The 16267-nt window shown below is 55.4% G+C and carries 14 protein-coding genes and 3 riboswitches; of the genes, 8 read left to right on the top strand and 6 right to left on the bottom strand.

All coding sequences use genetic code 11. The features are described from left to right. Positions 1 to 15: 15 nt before the first annotated feature. A complete protein-coding gene (locus DFG60_RS08895) occupies positions 16 to 1218 on the bottom strand; it encodes an MFS transporter (protein WP_114571414.1) in 1203 nt (400 codons plus the stop codon). 367 nt (positions 1219 to 1585) lie between these two features. Between DFG60_RS08895 and DFG60_RS08885 the strand changes: the two genes are divergently transcribed. Then, a complete protein-coding gene (locus DFG60_RS08885; RefSeq protein ID WP_114571412.1) occupies positions 1586 to 1912 on the top strand; it encodes a winged helix-turn-helix transcriptional regulator in 327 nt (108 codons plus the stop codon). A gap of 60 nt (positions 1913 to 1972) precedes the next feature. Here the strand turns inward: DFG60_RS08885 and DFG60_RS08880 are convergent, their stop codons facing one another. The 4 genes from DFG60_RS08880 to DFG60_RS08865 are packed head-to-tail and all read right to left on the bottom strand — an operon-like array spanning position 1973 to position 4990. After that, positions 1973 to 2503, bottom strand: coding sequence for a 1,2-dihydroxy-3-keto-5-methylthiopentene dioxygenase (locus tag DFG60_RS08880; protein ID WP_114571411.1), 531 nt, complete (start codon positions 2501 to 2503; stop codon positions 1973 to 1975). Between the two features lie 13 nt (positions 2504 to 2516). After that, positions 2517 to 3143 carry a methylthioribulose 1-phosphate dehydratase gene (locus DFG60_RS08875; RefSeq protein WP_114571410.1) on the bottom strand — a complete coding sequence of 209 codons (627 nt, stop codon included), beginning with the start codon at positions 3141 to 3143 and terminating at the stop codon, positions 2517 to 2519. After that, positions 3144 to 3803, bottom strand: a complete 660-nt coding sequence (locus DFG60_RS08870; protein ID WP_114571409.1) for a 2-hydroxy-3-keto-5-methylthiopentenyl-1-phosphate phosphatase — start codon at positions 3801 to 3803, stop codon at positions 3144 to 3146. Then, complete coding sequence (locus DFG60_RS08865; protein ID WP_114571408.1) at positions 3800 to 4990, bottom strand: 2,3-diketo-5-methylthiopentyl-1-phosphate enolase; 1191 nt, start codon at positions 4988 to 4990, stop codon at positions 3800 to 3802. The genes DFG60_RS08870 and DFG60_RS08865 overlap by 4 nt, the downstream gene beginning before the upstream one ends. 70 nt (positions 4991 to 5060) lie before the next feature. Continuing rightward, positions 5061 to 5162, bottom strand: a riboswitch (SAM riboswitch). A gap of 208 nt (positions 5163 to 5370) precedes the next feature. Then, a riboswitch (SAM riboswitch) is annotated at positions 5371 to 5473 on the top strand. Between the two features lie 81 nt (positions 5474 to 5554). On the opposite strand from DFG60_RS08865, the gene mtnK reads away from it, so the two are divergent. The 7 genes from mtnK (at position 5555) to DFG60_RS08830 (ending at position 15109) form a co-directional block, all read left to right on the top strand. Then, positions 5555 to 6709 (top strand): S-methyl-5-thioribose kinase, encoded by a 1155-nt coding sequence (mtnK, locus tag DFG60_RS08860; RefSeq protein ID WP_114571407.1) that lies wholly within the window; start codon positions 5555 to 5557, stop codon positions 6707 to 6709. Then, entirely contained in the window at positions 6706 to 7755 is a 1050-nt protein-coding gene (gene mtnA, locus DFG60_RS08855; protein WP_114571406.1) for an S-methyl-5-thioribose-1-phosphate isomerase, read from the top strand. Before mtnK ends, mtnA begins: the two co-directional genes overlap by 4 nt. 366 nt (positions 7756 to 8121) lie before the next feature. Continuing rightward, a complete protein-coding gene (locus DFG60_RS08850) occupies positions 8122 to 9078 on the top strand; it encodes an AAA family ATPase (RefSeq protein ID WP_114571405.1) in 957 nt (318 codons plus the stop codon). Then, a complete protein-coding gene (locus DFG60_RS08845) occupies positions 9075 to 10157 on the top strand; it encodes a DUF58 domain-containing protein (protein ID WP_114571404.1) in 1083 nt (360 codons plus the stop codon). Before DFG60_RS08850 ends, DFG60_RS08845 begins: the two co-directional genes overlap by 4 nt. Then, the gene (locus DFG60_RS08840; protein WP_114571403.1) at positions 10154 to 12223 is read left to right on the top strand and encodes a DUF4129 domain-containing transglutaminase family protein; all 2070 of its coding nucleotides are present in this window, start codon (positions 10154 to 10156) and stop codon (positions 12221 to 12223) included. The genes DFG60_RS08845 and DFG60_RS08840 overlap by 4 nt, the downstream gene beginning before the upstream one ends. A 43-nt stretch (positions 12224 to 12266) precedes the next feature. Then, positions 12267 to 12368: riboswitch (purine riboswitch) on the top strand. 130 nt (positions 12369 to 12498) lie between these two features. Further along, the gene (guaA, locus tag DFG60_RS08835; protein ID WP_157964521.1) at positions 12499 to 14019 is read left to right on the top strand and encodes a glutamine-hydrolyzing GMP synthase; all 1521 of its coding nucleotides are present in this window, start codon (positions 12499 to 12501) and stop codon (positions 14017 to 14019) included. 157 nt (positions 14020 to 14176) lie between these two features. Next, positions 14177 to 15109 (top strand): tyrosine-type recombinase/integrase, encoded by a 933-nt coding sequence (locus DFG60_RS08830; protein WP_114571401.1) that lies wholly within the window; start codon positions 14177 to 14179, stop codon positions 15107 to 15109. A 391-nt stretch (positions 15110 to 15500) separates the two neighbouring features. Here the strand turns inward: DFG60_RS08830 and istB are convergent, their stop codons facing one another. Continuing rightward, on the bottom strand, positions 15501 to 16265 hold the full coding sequence (istB, locus tag DFG60_RS08820; RefSeq protein ID WP_114571399.1) for an IS21-like element helper ATPase IstB: 765 nt from the start codon (positions 16263 to 16265) through the stop codon (positions 15501 to 15503). Positions 16266 to 16267: the final 2 nt, after the last annotated feature.

The raw sequence follows: 16267 nt of genomic DNA, 5'->3' as shown, positions 1-16267 counted from the left end.
ATGTTTCCTCCTTGCTTACTGCTGTTCGAGACGTCGGGATACGGCTGTCAGGATGACGGCAAGGATGACCATGATACCGCCGACCCAAGGGGTGTGGACGAGACCGATCGTATCTGCCGTGATGCCTCCGATCGTCGCCCCGAGTGCGATTCCGACGTTGAATGCTGCGATGTTGAGTGCTGAGGCGACATCGACTGCGGCAGGCACATATTTTTCAGCGAGCTGTACGATATACAGCTGAAGGCCTGGCACGTTCATGAAGGCGAGCAAGCCCATCAGGATGATTCCGATGATACCTGCGACCTTGAACGGGATCATGAACGACATAGCGATCATGACGACGGCGTGGATGATGAACATATAGAACAACGCTTTGACCGGGTTATGGTTTGCGAGCTTACCGCCGACATAGTTGCCGATCGCGACGGCGATTCCGTAGACGAGCAGGATGATGCTGATCAGTTTAGGGCTGATGTGCGTGACGTCCTGCATGATCGGCGTCAAGTAAGTGAAGGCGACGAAAGTCCCGCCATATCCGAGTGCCGTGATGAGGAAACCGATCATGATCCGACCGTTCGTCAACAGTTTGAACATGTCTGAGAACTTGGCCGGGGGCGATTGCTTCAAGTCTTTCGGGATCAGGAAGAAGCTTGCGATGATCGAGACGAGACCGAGCGCTGCGACGGCGAAGAATGTCGCGCGCCATCCGAACGATTGACCGATGAACGTGCCGAGCGGGACGCCGGTGACGGTCGCGACGGTTAGTCCTGTGAACATGAGCGCGATGGCGCTCGCTTTTTTATGTGCAGGGACGAGCTGGACGGCGATCGTCGCACCGATCGAGAAGAAGACACCGTGCGAGAATGCCGTGATGAACCGGGCGGCAATGAGTAGTTCGAAGCTTGTCGACATGGCGGAGACGAGGTTTCCGGCGATGAAGATGACCATCAGCGCCATGAGCAAAGTCTTGCGGTTCATGCGGTTCGTCAATGCAGTCAAGATCGGTGCACCGACTGCGACACCGATCGCATAGCCCGAGATGATCAGACCGGCGAGTGTGATTCCGATGTTCAAGTCTTTTGCGATAGCTGCAAGCAGACCGACCGGGACGAATTCGGTCGTCCCGATCCCGAACGCACTGATGGCGAGGGCGAGCAGCGCGAGTCCTCCGTTTTTAGGGACCTGTTCCTGGTCCGTTCTTGGGTTCAGTTGATTCATAGTAAAGTCCTCCTTGTGTTTCCATATGAATGAATAGTTCTGCGTATCGTCGTAAGTGACTATCGAGAAGTCGAAGCTTCGGAAGCAGGGGGCCCGCCCGTCTTTCCGTTTGCCGTGTTGCTTGGCATGCAGTCAGTATAGTTGCACTTTAGTCGCTAAGGGAAGTACGTACTTTGAAGTGCTATAGGTACTAAAAAGTACCCTTGTGTCCCTGAACGATGCAACATACCGGATGCGCTTGTACTTTTCGATTACAATTGCTATCATAGGCGCATCGAACAAGATTGAGAAGTACGCACTTTCAAGTGCGATAGGCACTAAAAAGTGCCTGTCCCGGTCAGTCAGCGAAAGGAAAGGAAGAGGAACCATGCCGTATAACATCCCGGTCGAGGCCACGCTTCAAGTCATCGGAGGCAAGTGGAAGGTCGTCATCATGTGTCATTTGATCAAGGGGGAGCGACGGACGAGCGAACTGAAGAAACTCATGCCGAACATCACGCAAAAAATGCTCACGCAACAGTTGCGCGAGCTTGAGGAGGATGGTGTCGTCATTCGGACGGTCTATGAACAGGTTCCGCCGAAAGTCGTCTATTCTCTCTCCGAATATGGCTGGTCTCTCCGCCCGATTCTTGACGCCATGTGCGCGTGGGGCGAAGGACATATCGATTTGACGGGAGAAGAAGTCATCTCCTGAAACGCGAAGCAGCGGACTTTCCGAGAGGAAGGTCCGCTGCTTTTGTGCGTATCGTTTTTTTCAGACGCTTACCGTCTCCTCGTAGATCGGGACCCAGCCCTCCGTCGTGACGAAGATCCGGACGGCGACGACTTGGCGGTCGTCCTGGAGCGTGAAATAGTGGCGCGTATTGACAGGCACCGAAATCAGGTCACCCGGATCGAGCTCGATGCTGTAGAAGCCCTTTTCCTCGTCCTTGATCGCGAAGATGCCGTGGCCGCTGACGATGAAGCGGACCTCGTCATCCGTATGATGATGTTCCTGCTGGAAGTTGACGAGCAACTGCTCGAGGTTCGGTGTCGAGTCGGACAGCGAGATGACGTCAGCCGTCTGGTAGCCGCGGCGTTCCGAGACGTCTTTGATCTCCGTGCTGAACGTGTTCAGGATCGTCTGCTTGTCCTCGTCCGTCAGCGAATAGTTTTCTTGCAGGTCGGCGGGAAGCTTCGTGATGTCCCACTGCTCGTAGAGGATGCCGCGGGACTCGAGGAAGGATGCGACTTTCTCTTGCGTGCTGTATCGTTCGTTCGTCTCTTGGAATAGGATCGTTGCCATGTTGAATTCCTCCTTAGATAACTGATTGTTTGATTGTCGCGCCGAGCAGGCGGAGCTTGACGGTGTAGCTGAACAGGAACTCGTATGCCTCGAGCTGCTTCTTCGCCTCGAAGGCGTCCTTCGCCCAGACGGTGATGCCGTGGTTGCGGATCAGGACGGCGCCGCTGTCCCCGTTGATGTGTCCCGCGAACGCCTCGGCGAGCGTCGGGATGTCCGCGTGGTTCGGGATGATCGGGACGAAGACTTCAGCCGTCTCTTCCCAGTAGCCGAGTGCCTTCAGGATCTCTTGGCCGGTGAAACGGATCTCGCCTTCAGCGGCATAGAGTTCCGAGATGACGTTGTTGTCGATCGTGTGGACGTGGAGTGAGCAGCCGGCGTTCGTCCGGTTGAACACCTCGACGTGCAGGAGCGTCTCGGCAGATGGTTTTCCTGCTTGCGGATGAGTCGGTTGACCGACCGCGTCGACGAGGATGAAGTCGTCCGGAGAGGACTTCCGTTTATCCTTGCCGCTCGCCGTGACGAGGAACTCGACCGGCTCCAGCTTCGTCCGGATCGCAAGGTTGCCGCTCGTGCCGGGGAACCAGTCACGCGCTGCGAGTTCGCGTTTGATTTCACTCAGTTCGTGCCATTCTCTGAACATTTACTTCGTCACCTCCAATCTGAACTTCAGTCCGTCGATGATGTCGTAGAACGTCTCGAACGGGACGTAACGGATGCCTTCCTGTTCGCACATCCGGATGAGATGATCGCGGGCGAAGACGAGATCGGCCTGCTTCGCGAGCTCGAAATCCGTCACGGAGTCACCGATTGCGATCACGAGGTCACCCGGGCGGCTGAGGCGTCTTGCAATCGACGGTTTACAGCAGCCGCATCCGTTGTCGCACTGGCTGTCGCACGCATGAGGCCAAGTGATCCGGATTGTTTCTTCCGAGAAGTCGGATCCATTGCAGTAGATCCGTTCCGGACCGGCGAACGGCGCGAGGATCGGATGGACGAAGAAGTCGATTCCGCCGCTGACGAACGTCAGGGAAAGTCCGGCCTCCTCGGCGTAGCGGACGAATTCCGGGAACCCCTCCCGCAAGGAGGCGTTGTCGATCAGGAAGCGGGTGAAGGTCTCCCGTTCACTGCTTTTGAGCAGGCGGAACATCGCACCGACGCCGTCCTCGATCGAAATCTCGCGGCTGAGGACCTGGTCCTTCAGCGTGATCCACTCGTTTGGTGCGAACCGTTTCATCAAGGCGATGATGTTGTCGTCTTGCGTCACGGTCCCGTCAAAGTCACACAGCAGATGAATCGTCATGTGCGAACCCCCCAGGCACTCAGTGCGAGGCGGAGTGCTTCGTGCTCGCGTGCCGCTTCCTGCAGCGGACGACGTGCAATCGTCGCCTCGATTGCCTGATGGAAGGCGCGGACGCCTGAAGCCGCACCGTGCGGGTGACCGTGGACACCGCCGCCGGCATTGATGACGCAGTCATGGCCGAAGTCGCGCAGGATGTCCGGGACGAGTCCCGGATGGATGCCGGCAGACGGGACAGGCAGGATGGGCCGGGTGAAACCGATTCGCGAAGCTTCCGCCGCGATGCCGCGCGCCTCCTCCTTATCGAGGGCGACGCTTCCGTACGGCGACGGGAAGAGCGTCAGGTCGGCGCCGGCGAGGCGCGTCAGCGTACCGAGCAGGACAGGGGCGCTGACGCCGTAGTCCGCGCTTCCGATCATCCCGCCGCTGTAGGCGGGATGGCTAAGGACCGGGACGTTGATCTCGGGATCGAGCGCGAGTTCGCGCAGCACGTCGAGCCCGTATGTATGGACGTTGAGCAGAAGTGCCGTCGCCCCGTGTCCGATCAGGTGTTTCGCCTGCTCCTTCAGTCCGAAGACAGGACCGCTGAGCGTGATCGCGTACAGTGCCCGCTTCCCGGTCTTCTCGAAATGGGCGTCGAGGACGGCACGTCCGACGCGTGCCCGCTCGATCGTCGGGGTCAGCATGTTGTCGTAAAGGATCTCGTCGTCCTTGACGATGTCGATCCCGCCTTCAAGCTGCGCTTCGAGTTGCTCGCGCAGGAAGGACAGGTCCCGCCCGATCACCCCTTTGAAGATGCTCATCAAGAGCGGGCGGTCGTGTACGCCGAGCAAGTCCCGGACGCCTGTCGCGCCGAACTTCGCACCCGTGAAATCTGCCGCGAACGTCTCTGGCAGGTCGATGTCGACGAGGCGGATCTTGCCGTCGAGCGACAGCTTGCCGAAGACCGTCGTCAAAATCGCCGAGAAGTCACGTGAGACGTTATGTTCCGGGTAGCGGATCGTCAAGTAGCCCTTCCCGTCCCGTTCTTCTGCGAGGACGACCTCGCCCTTGTAGGCACGAAGCTGTTCCTGTTCGAGATGCGCAAGGTCGGTCCACGTCCCGACCGTCAGTCCGGTCGCGATCGACTCGGCCCGTTCCTTCAGGCGCGTCGTTTCGTTGATTTGATAAGTTGCCGTGATATAAGCCATTGCCATCCTCCGTCTCTACAAAAAAATGGTCCCTCGTCGATAGACAAGAGACCATGAAAATACGTGTGGACTCTTATCTGCCAGCTAGCGCTGCAAGAATTAGCACCGTGCCAAGGTTGGTCGGTTGCTGCGACATCATAGGGCTCGTCCCTCCGTCTGCTCTTGATAAGAATGTGATGTGGTTGTGAAATCTAATTGCAATTTTTACATGTGACAACCATCCTGTCAAACAATTTTTAGAAAAATTAATTTTTTCGGATTTCGTTTCTATAGATGGCCTGCCAAATCAGTTTTCAGGTTCCGGCTTCGAGGATTGACACGAGAAAAGCGGGAGGCGTATGATTCGAATCAGCAACTGACGAACTACCAAATCACATACACTCTTATCGCGAGTTGGCAGAGGGAATTGGCCCGAAGATGCCGCGGCAACCGACCATTTCGGCACGGTGCTACATCCAACAGACATGGTCTGAAAGATGAGAGGACGAAGTATCTCTTCGCGCCTTTTCGTCTGGACCGGACGGAAGGGCGTTTTTCGCGTAAGGATACAGGAGGAAATGACAGATGACATATCAGGCATTGACGGAACGGACGGCAGTCGAGCGGCTACAGGCACTCGGATTCATCGGACAAGGAGAGGCTTCGTGTGAAGAAATCGGCGACGGGAACCTGAACCTCGTCTTTCGCGTCCGTCAGGGAGAGAAGCGGTTCATCCTGAAGCAGGCACTCCCGTACGCGAAGGTCGTAGGGGAGAGCTGGCCGCTCTCGCTCGAGCGGGCATGGATCGAACAGGCTGCGCTCAAGGAATTCGCGAAATTCGCGCCGGCCTTCGTCCCGCACGTGTACCACGCGAGCAAGGAAGAGGCGTTCACGGTCATGGAGGACCTGTCGCATTTGACGATCGTACGGCACGGACTGCTCGCGGGAGAAGTGTATCCGCTGCTCGCCGGCCATATCGGTTCCTTCCTCGCGAAGACACTGTTCCACACGTCGGACTTCGCACTCGGACCGGTCGCGAAGAAGGGGGTCGCCCGGACGTACTACAACCCGGATTTGTGCGACATCACGGAGAAGCTGATCTTCACCGACCCGTTCTGCGACGCGGAGACGAACCAGATCGAGGAAGGACTCGAACAGGACGTCGAAGCCATCTGGTCGGACCGGGAGTTGCGGCGTGAGGTCGCGAAGCTCGAGGCGCTGTTCGTCACGAAGGGGGATGCGCTGCTCCATGGCGATCTGCATACCGGCAGCATCTTCGCCTCGGCTGACGAGACTCGGGTGATCGATCCGGAATTCGCATTCTACGGACCGTTCGGATTCGATGTCGGTCAGTTCATGGCGCACCTGTTCTTCGCTTCCTCAGCAATCGGCGAGGAGCGTGTGCGCTCAGACGTCGAAACGTTCCTTGCGACATACGAATCGGTTTTCCGCGAGCGGTGGGAAAGCTTCGCCGTCGCTCCGTTCCGGGACGCGGACGGGCTCGTCGACGACGTGCTCAAGACGACGCTTGCGGACGCGTTCGGCTTCGCCGGATGCGAGCTGATCCGCCGTACGATCGGCCTCGCGCCGGTCGCTGACCTCGAAGGAATCGAGTCGAAGGCGGAGCGGATCGTGCGAAAACGGCACGCCCTCCAAACCGGCGTCTTCCTCATCCGGAATCGGCTGACGCTCGATTTGCAGGCGTTGAAGGAGCTCTTTGCGCAGGAGGTGGCAAGATGACGACGTTCGCGAGAAGCATCATCTGGGAGGACGGGACGCTCCGGATACTCGATCAGACGAAGCTGCCAAAAGAGGAACATTACCTGCTGATCAAGGATCTGGAACAAGCGGCGGAAGCGATTTTGAAGCTGCGCGTGCGCGGGGCACCCGCGATCAGCCTGTTCGCGGCATTCGTCCTCGTCCTCGAGGCGAAGAAGATACACGGGGAAATCGACACGTTCAAGGAGCGATTACGCGAAACGGCGGACATCCTGCTTTCGACACGGCCGACCGCGGTCAACTTGCAGAACATCCTCGAGGAACTCGGACGCGTGCTTGAGCAGGGCAAGACGGTCGACGGGACACGCCGCGCACTCGAGCGGCGGGCGATCGAGCTGTACGAGGCGGATGCCGCGACGAGCCGGCAAATCGGCGAGCACTCGCTCAGCCTGTTCGAGGATGGCGCGAAGATCTTGACGATCTGTAACGCCGGATCGATCGCGACGGCAGCCTACGGGACGGCACTCGCTCCTTTCTATCTCGCAAAGGAACGGGGCATTCGCCTCGAAGCATTCGCTTCCGAGACAAGGCCTCTTCTTCAAGGAGCGCGCCTGACGACCTGGGAGCTGCAACGGGCAGGCATTCCGGTGACGCTGATTACGGATAACATGGCGGCCTATACGATCCAGCAGAAAGGGATCGACGCGATCATCGTCGGAGCCGACCGAATCACGCGAAACGGCGATACGGCGAACAAGATCGGAACGTTCCAGCTCGCGCTCCTCGCGAGGAGTTTCGGCATTCCGTTCTATGTCGCAGCACCGCTGACGACGTTCGACTTCTCGAGTGCCGAGGGTTCGGAGATCGAAATCGAGGAACGGCCGGCTGACGAAGTGCTGACGTTCGGAGGAACCGAGACGGCGCCTCGCGGAGTCGATGTCTTCAATCCGGCGTTCGACGTCACACCGCATTCCCTGATCACGGCAATCATCACCGAGCTCGGTGTGATCGAGACACCGAATGAGCGGACGATCGCTGCTGCTCTCGGTGCCTTGCGACAGAGTTGATTTTTTTTTAGAAAATCGGTTTAACATCCTTTTGATTAGGTAATATTCATAATACGAAAGGATGGTGATGCACATGAATGATAACCAGTGTAGACGGAACGATCACATGTCGCTTCGGAAAGAGGATCACCGGACTTGACGTGAACGAATCAGACACGAGATTGATATCGTGTCCTAAGGACGAGTGAAATATTTCTTGAACGGTTATGGTGATCGTTCCTGAAACAGGGAGGGGGTGCTGCACGGTGAGCACCCTCTCTTTTTTCGTGTGTTTTCGAACTGCTCGAAACGCTTTTAATAGCACTGGAAATATGAGAAGATTATTAAAGTCAGAAAATTCTATCATACTAAGCAAGGGGTCTGCTAATGCGAACTTACACGAAAGAGATCAAAGCCATCCTCGACAACGTAGAGAAAGTCATCATCGGGAAAGAAGAGGTCATCACCGAGGCGCTCGCCGCGCTGCTCGCCGGAGGACATGTCCTGCTCGAGGATGTGCCGGGCGTCGGGAAGACGATGCTCGTCCGGGCGTTCAGCCGATCGATCGGTTTGACGTTCAAGCGTGTCCAGTTCACTCCCGATCTCCTTCCTTCCGACCTGACAGGCGTCTCCATGTATAACCAAAAGACGAGCCAGTTCGAATACCGCCCCGGTCCGCTGATGGGAAACATCGTCTTGGCGGATGAAATCAACCGGACTTCCCCGAAGACGCAATCCGCCCTTCTCGAAGGGATGGCCGAATCGAACGTGACGGTCGACGGCGAAATCCATACGCTGCCGAGCCCATTCTTCGTCATGGCGACACAGAACCCGATCGAACACGAAGGCACCTACCCGCTTCCAGAGGCGCAACTCGACCGGTTCCTCATCAAGGTCAAGATGGGTTATCCCGATTTCCACCAGGAGATGAAACTGCTGACACGCTTCGAACGGGAGGAGCCGATCGATACGCTCGAGGCCGTCCTGACACGGGAGGACCTCCTCCGGATGAAACAGGAGGTCAAGGAAGTTCACGTCTCGCAAGCGGTCAAGAAGTATGTCGTCTCGCTCGTCCAGGCGACGCGTACGCATCCGCTCCTCTATCTCGGTGCGAGTCCGCGGGCGTCGATCGCCTTGATGAAGGTCGCACAGGCTTGGGCGTATATGGAAGGACGGAACTACGTCTTGCCGGACGACGTGAAACATTTGCTCGTCCCTGTCCTGTCGCACCGCCTGATCCTGACGGCTGACGCAAGATACCATGGACAGACAGCTGAGCGGATCCTCGAGCAGGTGAAGAAGGAAGTGCCTGTCCCGATCAATCAGGATGTGGATGCTCTATGACGAAATGGCAGATCGGCTGGCGCTACGCGCTGCTGCTGTTGACTGTCTTCGCACTCTGGATGTATGCCCGCGTCGACGGCGGGTCGGTCGCGTCGAGCCTGTTCTATGTGGCGCTCGGTCTGATGATCTACTGGACGCTGTTTTTGATTTGGCCGGTCACGAGCGCTGTCGCCGAACGGTCGGTGCCAGGGGGGATGCTCGTCGCAGGGACCAATCTGCAGACAACACTTTCCGTCCGGCGGAAGTTCCCGTTTCTCGTCGGGACCGTCGAGGTGATCGAAGAACTGCCTGTCGAGCTGAGCGATCAAAAGCTGAACATCCGGCATCATGTCCGCGCCCATTACCGGAGAGCGGAAAAAATCGAGTATGTCATTCCGTCGATTCGCCGGGGGCTGTACCGGATACCCGGCTGTGTGATTGAAATTCGTGATGCGTTCGGTCTCTTCATGCGGAGACGCTTCTTTTCGGTCGAGACGCATCTTGCGATCGAACCGGCGCGGCTCGATATCGGTCTGCCGAGCGAGGACGACCGCGGGGATGGCGGAGCGTCACCTATCTCGCTCGACTTGCGGCAGTCCTCCTATACGGTCGTCGGTGTCCGTGATTATGTCAGCGGAGACCGGATGAACCAGATCGACTGGAAGTCGACGGCGAAACGCCAAGCGCTCATGACGAAGACGTTCGAGCGTGAACAGGAGCGGGAGACGACGATCATCTTCGACGAAGGGACGCTGCCGGACGAAGCGTTCGAGAAGAGCATCTCGATGCTTGCCGAGGCGACGGACCAGCTTACGCGCCGGCGCCTCAATTACAGGATTCATCTCGTCGGACATGGCGTCCAGTCGATGTCGTTGCCGCTCGAGGAGGCGAAGCTTGCGCATTACCTGATGACCGTGCGTCCGAGCAGGACCCGCTCCTTCATCGAGGCGTGGGAGTATTCCGCGAAGGCACTCCGTCTCAGCGGGAACGTCCTCTTCATCACGCCTCGGCTTGATGAAGGGAACGAAATCTGGGCCGGAAAAATTGGGCAAGAAGCGAGCGTCTATGTGTATACGCCGGAGAGGAGGGAGGTGCGATGATGCGGAGATGGATATGGAACGCGCTTGCAGCCGCATTGTTTGCGTGCCTGATGCCGCCACTCTTGACGCTGACGACCTTCGACCGGCTTTTGCCGTTCCTGCCGATGTTGACGTTCCCGTTGCTGGCCTCGCATTTGAAACGGCTCTATTTCCTCGGAACGTCGCTGCTCGGTCTGATCATCTCCTTTTACTGGGTGCTGACACCGGGGCAGATGCCGTGGGCACTGCTTGGTGAGATACTCGATGACGTGCAGCGGGTCCTTGACGGAAGTTTGCCGGGCAAGCCGGCATTCGCCTTCTCGATCGGTCTGATCAGTTTTCTCGTCGCCTATCTCGCCCGTCGGACATTTCCGAATCGGGGGTTCGTCTACGGACTCGGATTTGGGATACTCGGCTTCATCGCCTACTGTGACACATGGACCGACTATTCCGGAGAAACATTCATCTTTTGGCCGATCTCCCTCAGTCTCCTGTTGCTGTATGCGACAGAGGTGAACGAACGGCCGGTCGCCTCCTACGTACGCCCGGTCAGCGCGCTCCTCATCATTGGCGCAGTCATGCTCGCAGCCATGAAGACCCCGGCGCTCGCTGCGGACTGGCAGGACAGCTGGTATGATTTCACTGCCCGTTTCCAAGGTGAAGGCGAAGGGACGGGAGGCATTCAGAAAGTCGGCTATGGAAACAACGACCAGCAGCTCGGAGGACCGTTCCAGATGGACGAGCGTGTCGTCTTCCAGGTCGCGAGCGAAGGCAGCCGCTACTGGCGTGTCGAGACGAAGGACATCTATACGGGGAAGGGATGGATTCTGTCCCAGTCCGACCCGGAAATCCGGGATGAGGCGAACTTCCCGATGTTCGGCGAAGACGTCGAGAAGAGGGAGGAACAAGCGACGTTCGAGATGACGCGCGAACTTCCTTTCGTCCCGTATAACGGCAGCAACGTCCAGCTCTTCCAAGGGGAGGACAGTCAAGAATTTCTCATCGATGAGGAAAATCAGAAGATATCCTACCTCGACGAAGCGGACCGCCAGAAGAACTACCGGATCACATACGACTATCCGATCTATACGGAACGTATTCTAGCGACCGATGAACCGGTCAAACTTTCGGACGGCGAACTCGAACGCTATCTGCAACTGCCCGAGACGCTGCCTGAACGCGTCAGAGAGCTGGCGCAGGAAATCGTCGAGGGGGAAGAGACGCCATACGACCGCGCGAAAGCGATTGAGGGCTACTTCGACCGGGAGAATTTCGTCTACGATACGCAGGACGTTCCGGTGCCGGCTGAGGATCAGGATTACGTCGATCAGTTCCTGTTCGAGACGCAATCCGGCTATTGCGACAACTTCTCGACCGCAGCAACGGTCCTCTTGCGCTCGGCGGGACTTCCGGCACGCTGGGTGAAGGGGTTCACGGGCGGGGAATCGGATGTCATCGGTTCAGCCGTCACGAGCTACACCGTCCGAAACAAGAACGCCCATTCCTGGGTCGAGGTCTACATCGAAGGTCCGGGCTGGGTCGCGCTCGAGCCGACAGTCAGCTTCGACGGAAATGGTCTCTATACGATCGACCGGACGAATGAGAGCGAGACGGAACGGGCTAATCCGCAACGTGATACGGCCGAGACGGAAGCGCCGGTGCGTCAGGAACGCCCGCAGGAAAATCCGTTCGAGCAAGAACAGGCCTCTGCGGTGTCACAAAACGAGACGCAGCTTCCGATCTGGCCATTCGTCGCAGGGGGACTGATCCTTTTGCTCGGGTTCATCTTCCGGCGCCAACTGATCCGGATGCTCGCCCTGCTCTACTTCCGCAAACGAATCGATGATCCGAGAGGGTTCGGTCAGATGTACCGCTTCCTGTTGCATCGTCTCGAGAAGCAGGGTTTCCGTTATAAAGAAGGACGGACGCTTCGCGAACTGTCACGGGAGGTAGACCAGTATTACGAAATCTATGCGATGCGCCCGCTCACGGATAGCTATGAACGCCTCGTCTACGGCGGGGAAGCGCTGAGCGCGGATAAGAAGCGGGAATATTTCGAAAATATCATTCGTCGGGTAGAGGGTTGATATTTCCGAATCAATGTAGTTACAATGGGAACAACGTAAATCATAATCAAACATGCAACTCCTTTGTATATCCTCGCGAATATGGCGTGAGAGTCTCTACCGGGTCACCTTAAACGGCCTGACTATAAGGGAGCAGACCCTTCGTATACATTTTTTCGGAAGCGGCCTGCTCTTTTTCCATTTTTTCTTTGGGAGAAGAGCGGGCTTTTTTCGTAAGGCGACGCATGAAACTTTGAAAGGCGGGAGCACATTTGGAAGCACATTTGGACCAGGAAATGATTCTCGTCCTCGACTTCGGGGGCCAGTACAATCAGTTGATCACACGCCGCATTCGTGACCTTGGTGTCTACAGCGAGCTGCACTCACACAAGATCACGGCGGAAAAGGTGAAGGAACTCGCACCTGCAGGAATCATCTTCTCAGGCGGACCGCGCAGCGTTTATGCAGAAGACGCCTATCAGTGCGACCCGGGGATTTTCGAACTCGGGATTCCGATCTTCGGAATCTGCTACGGCATGCAGCTCATGACGCAACATTTCGGCGGAAAAGTCGAGCGGGCCGCTCACCGGGAGTACGGGAAAGCGACATTGACGCTTAACGATCCATCCGCGATGTACACGGACCTTCCGCTCGAGCAGACGGTCTGGATGAGCCACGGGGATCTCGTGACTGAAGTGCCTGCAGGTTTCACGGTCGATGGGACGAATGTCTCTTGTCCGATCGCCTCGATCAAAAATGACGAGCTGAAGATGTACGGCGTCCAGTACCATCCGGAAGTCAACCACACGATCTTCGGCAAGGAGCTGCTCAAGAACTTCCTGTTCGAAGTATGCGGTTGCGAAGGTGACTGGTCGATGGAGAACTTCATCGAGGTCGAAGTCGCGAAAATCAAGGAGATGGTCGGTGACAAGAAGGTGCTCTGCGCACTCTCTGGCGGCGTCGATTCGTCCGTCGTCGCAGCGCTGATCCACAAGGCGATCGGCGATCAGTTGACGTGTATGTTCGTCGACCACGGTCTTCTCCGTAAGGGTGAGGCAGAGAGCGTCATGCAGACGTTCGCGGACCACTTCCACATGAACGTCATCAAGATCGATGCGCAGGAGCGCTTTCTATCGAAACTCCGAGGCGTCTCTGATCCGGAAGAAAAACGTAAGGTCATCGGTAACGAGTTCGTCTACGTCTTCGACGAAGAAGCATCGAAGCTGACAGACATGGACTTCCTCGCCCAAGGAACGCTCTACACGGACATCATCGAGAGCGGGACGGATACGGCGCAGACGATCAAGTCGCACCATAACGTCGGCGGCCTGCCGGAAGACATGCAGTTCACGCTGATCGAGCCGATCAACACGCTCTTCAAGGATGAAGTGCGCGAACTCGGAAAAGAACTCGGCCTCTCGGATGAAATCGTCTGGCGTCAGCCGTTCCCTGGACCAGGTCTCGGTATCCGTGTCCTCGGTGAGGTGACGGACGAGAAGCTTGAGATCGTCCGTGAATCGGATGCGATCCTGCGGGACGAGATCAAGAAGGCAGGACTCGAACGCGAGATCTGGCAATACTTCACAGTCCTCCCGCCGCTCCGGTCAGTCGGTGTCATGGGGGATGAGCGGACGTACGACTACGCGGTCGGCATCCGTGCCGTCACGTCGATCGACGGGATGACATCCGACTGGGCGCGCATCCCGTGGGACGTCCTCGAGAAGATCTCGGTCCGGATCGTCAACGAAGTGAAGCACGTCAACCGCGTCCTGTACGACGTGACGTCTAAGCCACCTTCAACGATCGAGTGGGAATAAGAACTGGACTTACTGAGGCGATTCGTCTCATGAAGCCTTTCGTACCAACGTTTTAAAGGGGATAGGTGGAATGAAGTTCGTTTCACCTTCAACAATTATATTTAAAAATGAAGCTCTCTTTTGTTCACATTATTTGTGAATGGAAGGGGGCTTTTTTGTGACCAAAATTACGGAACTGTTAGACGATTTTAAACTGAATCAACAAGTTCAAGGAAGGAGGGCAAAGTATATCGAGATGTGTATTTGGCGTCTGTCGAGGTGGAAAGATTTTATGCAAGAGGAGTTAAGCGTAGAAGAAGTAGAAGAGGTACGACCCATACACATCAAACGGTATATTCAATATCGTCAGCAACTCGGACAAGAAAAAGAGATTACGATCAATAACAACATCGCCACATTAAAAGTGTTCTTTAACTACTTGGTAGAAGAGGAGTTCATTGAAGAGCTCTCTAATCCAATGCGAAGAATCAAGAGTTTGAAGGAAGAAAAACGGGTGATTGTAACGTTTAATGATGACGAGGTAAAACGAATCATCACAGACGTCGAAGAAGAAACCTATTCCAATGTTCGAGATAAGCTTATTCTCATCATGCTATTTGATACAGGAGTTCGAGTTTCGGAGTTGATTGGTATCAAAGACAAGGATATCTCATCCAAGACGATACTCATCCATGGCAAGGGATCAAAACAACGTCTTGTGTACATTAGCAAAACGATGCGTAAGTATATGCGTCGCTATGAAAGTTTGAAGAGAGAGCGATTTCGATGCAAGGAACCAGATGAGTTGGAAGAGTACTACTTGTTGGATCAATCCGCTACACAGTTGCATCGCTCGAGTATAAACAAAATCTTGAAGGCTCATTGTAAGAATGCTGGGGTACGTAGGGAAGTCCGTTGTTCTCCACACGATTGCCGCCATTACTTTGCTCAAAAGCAATTACGTAATGGAATAGATATCTACAGCTTAAGTCGTTTGATGGGTCACTTTGATACGCAGATGACGTCTAAATATTTGAGAGGTCTAGAACAAGACAGCATTTTAGAAATTGGTAGAATGTACAGCCCGCTCAATGATTTCAAAATCAAATAAAGGTAGAGGGAAGGAAGGTTTCAATATGGGAAAGAAACAAACGCATACCTTTGGCTTTGAGTTGAGCTCAATGAAGGGGCTCTCTGGAGTATATGTTTTCCGTAATGTTAATGGCGATATCGAGTACGTGGGAACATGTAAGGACACAGACGAGACAAAAGAGAACTGGCGATCAAGAATACGATCACATAATTCCTATAACGGAAAAAAGTTAACAAATGAAGTCACGTTTATGGATGTATTCATACCAGATCAATCTATTAATAACCGTGGCTTGTTAATTTTAGAGTATCTGTTGATTTGGTATCTAAGACCGCCTAAAAACCTTCCTGTGTAACCGTCAATTAGAATCGGTCAATTTATAACAATTATAGATGTCAGTTTCCAACAATTAAGGTTGCACAGATGGTTCAGTGAATAAAGTTTTTCGATATTTCATCCGGATGCTGTCCGTCTCTTCGCCGAACGTGATGATTTCACTCCGGTGGAGTAGCCTGTCCAGGATTGCCGTCGTCAGGGTGGGATCGCCCAAGAATTTACCCCACTCGTTCGGTCCTTTATTGGATGTGAGGATGAAGGCCGCATGATCATACATGTCATAGATGAACTGGAAGAAAAGGTGGGCTTCTTGCGGATCATAGGTCATGTACATGACATCGTCGATGATGATGAGGTCCGAGTCCACGATCCTTTTGTAGCGCGTCTCCGACTTCCTCAGATGATCGCGTGTCTTCAGGATGTAGATGAGATGCGTCATCGACACGAAGGACACTTGATGACCGTTGCTGATCGCATGGATGCCTAAGGCAATCGAGAGATGCGTCTTCCCGACGCCCGTCGGGCCCATCAGGATTAGGGTGAAGAATTCCCCCACCCAGTTCAACTCCTTCAGGACGTTCAGGTTCTTCTCCCCGAGCGCGTTCTGTTCTCGGATGTCGTAACTTTCGAACGTCTTCTGCTCGGGGAAGTCTGCCCATTTCATCAGGCGCTCGATGTTTTTCTGTTCCCTGCAGTCCAGCTCATACGTCAGAATCTCGTGTACGAGTTCATGATAGGTCCATCCCTTCAACTCCGCCTCCCGAAGGAGGCGAGGCAGCTCCTTCGCCGTCTCCGCGAGTCGGAGCGTCCTGCACTTGTCTTGCAGACCGCCGTACAGAT

This window comes from Exiguobacterium flavidum, assembly GCF_003344535.1.
GTDB classification, from domain to species: Bacteria; Bacillota; Bacilli; order Exiguobacteriales; family Exiguobacteriaceae; genus Exiguobacterium_A; species Exiguobacterium_A flavidum.
The sequence above is the reverse complement of the archived record's forward strand: the minus strand, read 5'-3'. Positions and strand labels throughout refer to the sequence as shown.

Coding starts and splice junctions, on each gene's coding strand:
- DFG60_RS08870 (WP_114571409.1), bottom strand. CDS start 3,803: ATGACGATTCATCTGCTGTGTGACTTTGACGGGACCGTGACGCAAGAC.
- DFG60_RS08865 (WP_114571408.1), bottom strand. CDS start 4,990: ATGGCTTATATCACGGCAACTTATCAAATCAACGAAACGACGCGCCTG.
- DFG60_RS08845 (WP_114571404.1), top strand. CDS start 9,075: ATGACGAAATGGCAGATCGGCTGGCGCTACGCGCTGCTGCTGTTGACT.
- DFG60_RS08895 (WP_114571414.1), bottom strand. CDS start 1,218: ATGAATCAACTGAACCCAAGAACGGACCAGGAACAGGTCCCTAAAAAC.
- DFG60_RS08880 (WP_114571411.1), bottom strand. CDS start 2,503: ATGGCAACGATCCTATTCCAAGAGACGAACGAACGATACAGCACGCAA.
- DFG60_RS08885 (WP_114571412.1), top strand. CDS start 1,586: ATGCCGTATAACATCCCGGTCGAGGCCACGCTTCAAGTCATCGGAGGC.
- guaA (WP_157964521.1), top strand. CDS start 12,499: ATGATTCTCGTCCTCGACTTCGGGGGCCAGTACAATCAGTTGATCACA.
- DFG60_RS08850 (WP_114571405.1), top strand. CDS start 8,122: ATGCGAACTTACACGAAAGAGATCAAAGCCATCCTCGACAACGTAGAG.
- DFG60_RS08840 (WP_114571403.1), top strand. CDS start 10,154: ATGATGCGGAGATGGATATGGAACGCGCTTGCAGCCGCATTGTTTGCG.
- mtnA (WP_114571406.1), top strand. CDS start 6,706: ATGACGACGTTCGCGAGAAGCATCATCTGGGAGGACGGGACGCTCCGG.
- mtnK (WP_114571407.1), top strand. CDS start 5,555: ATGACATATCAGGCATTGACGGAACGGACGGCAGTCGAGCGGCTACAG.
- DFG60_RS08875 (WP_114571410.1), bottom strand. CDS start 3,143: ATGTTCAGAGAATGGCACGAACTGAGTGAAATCAAACGCGAACTCGCA.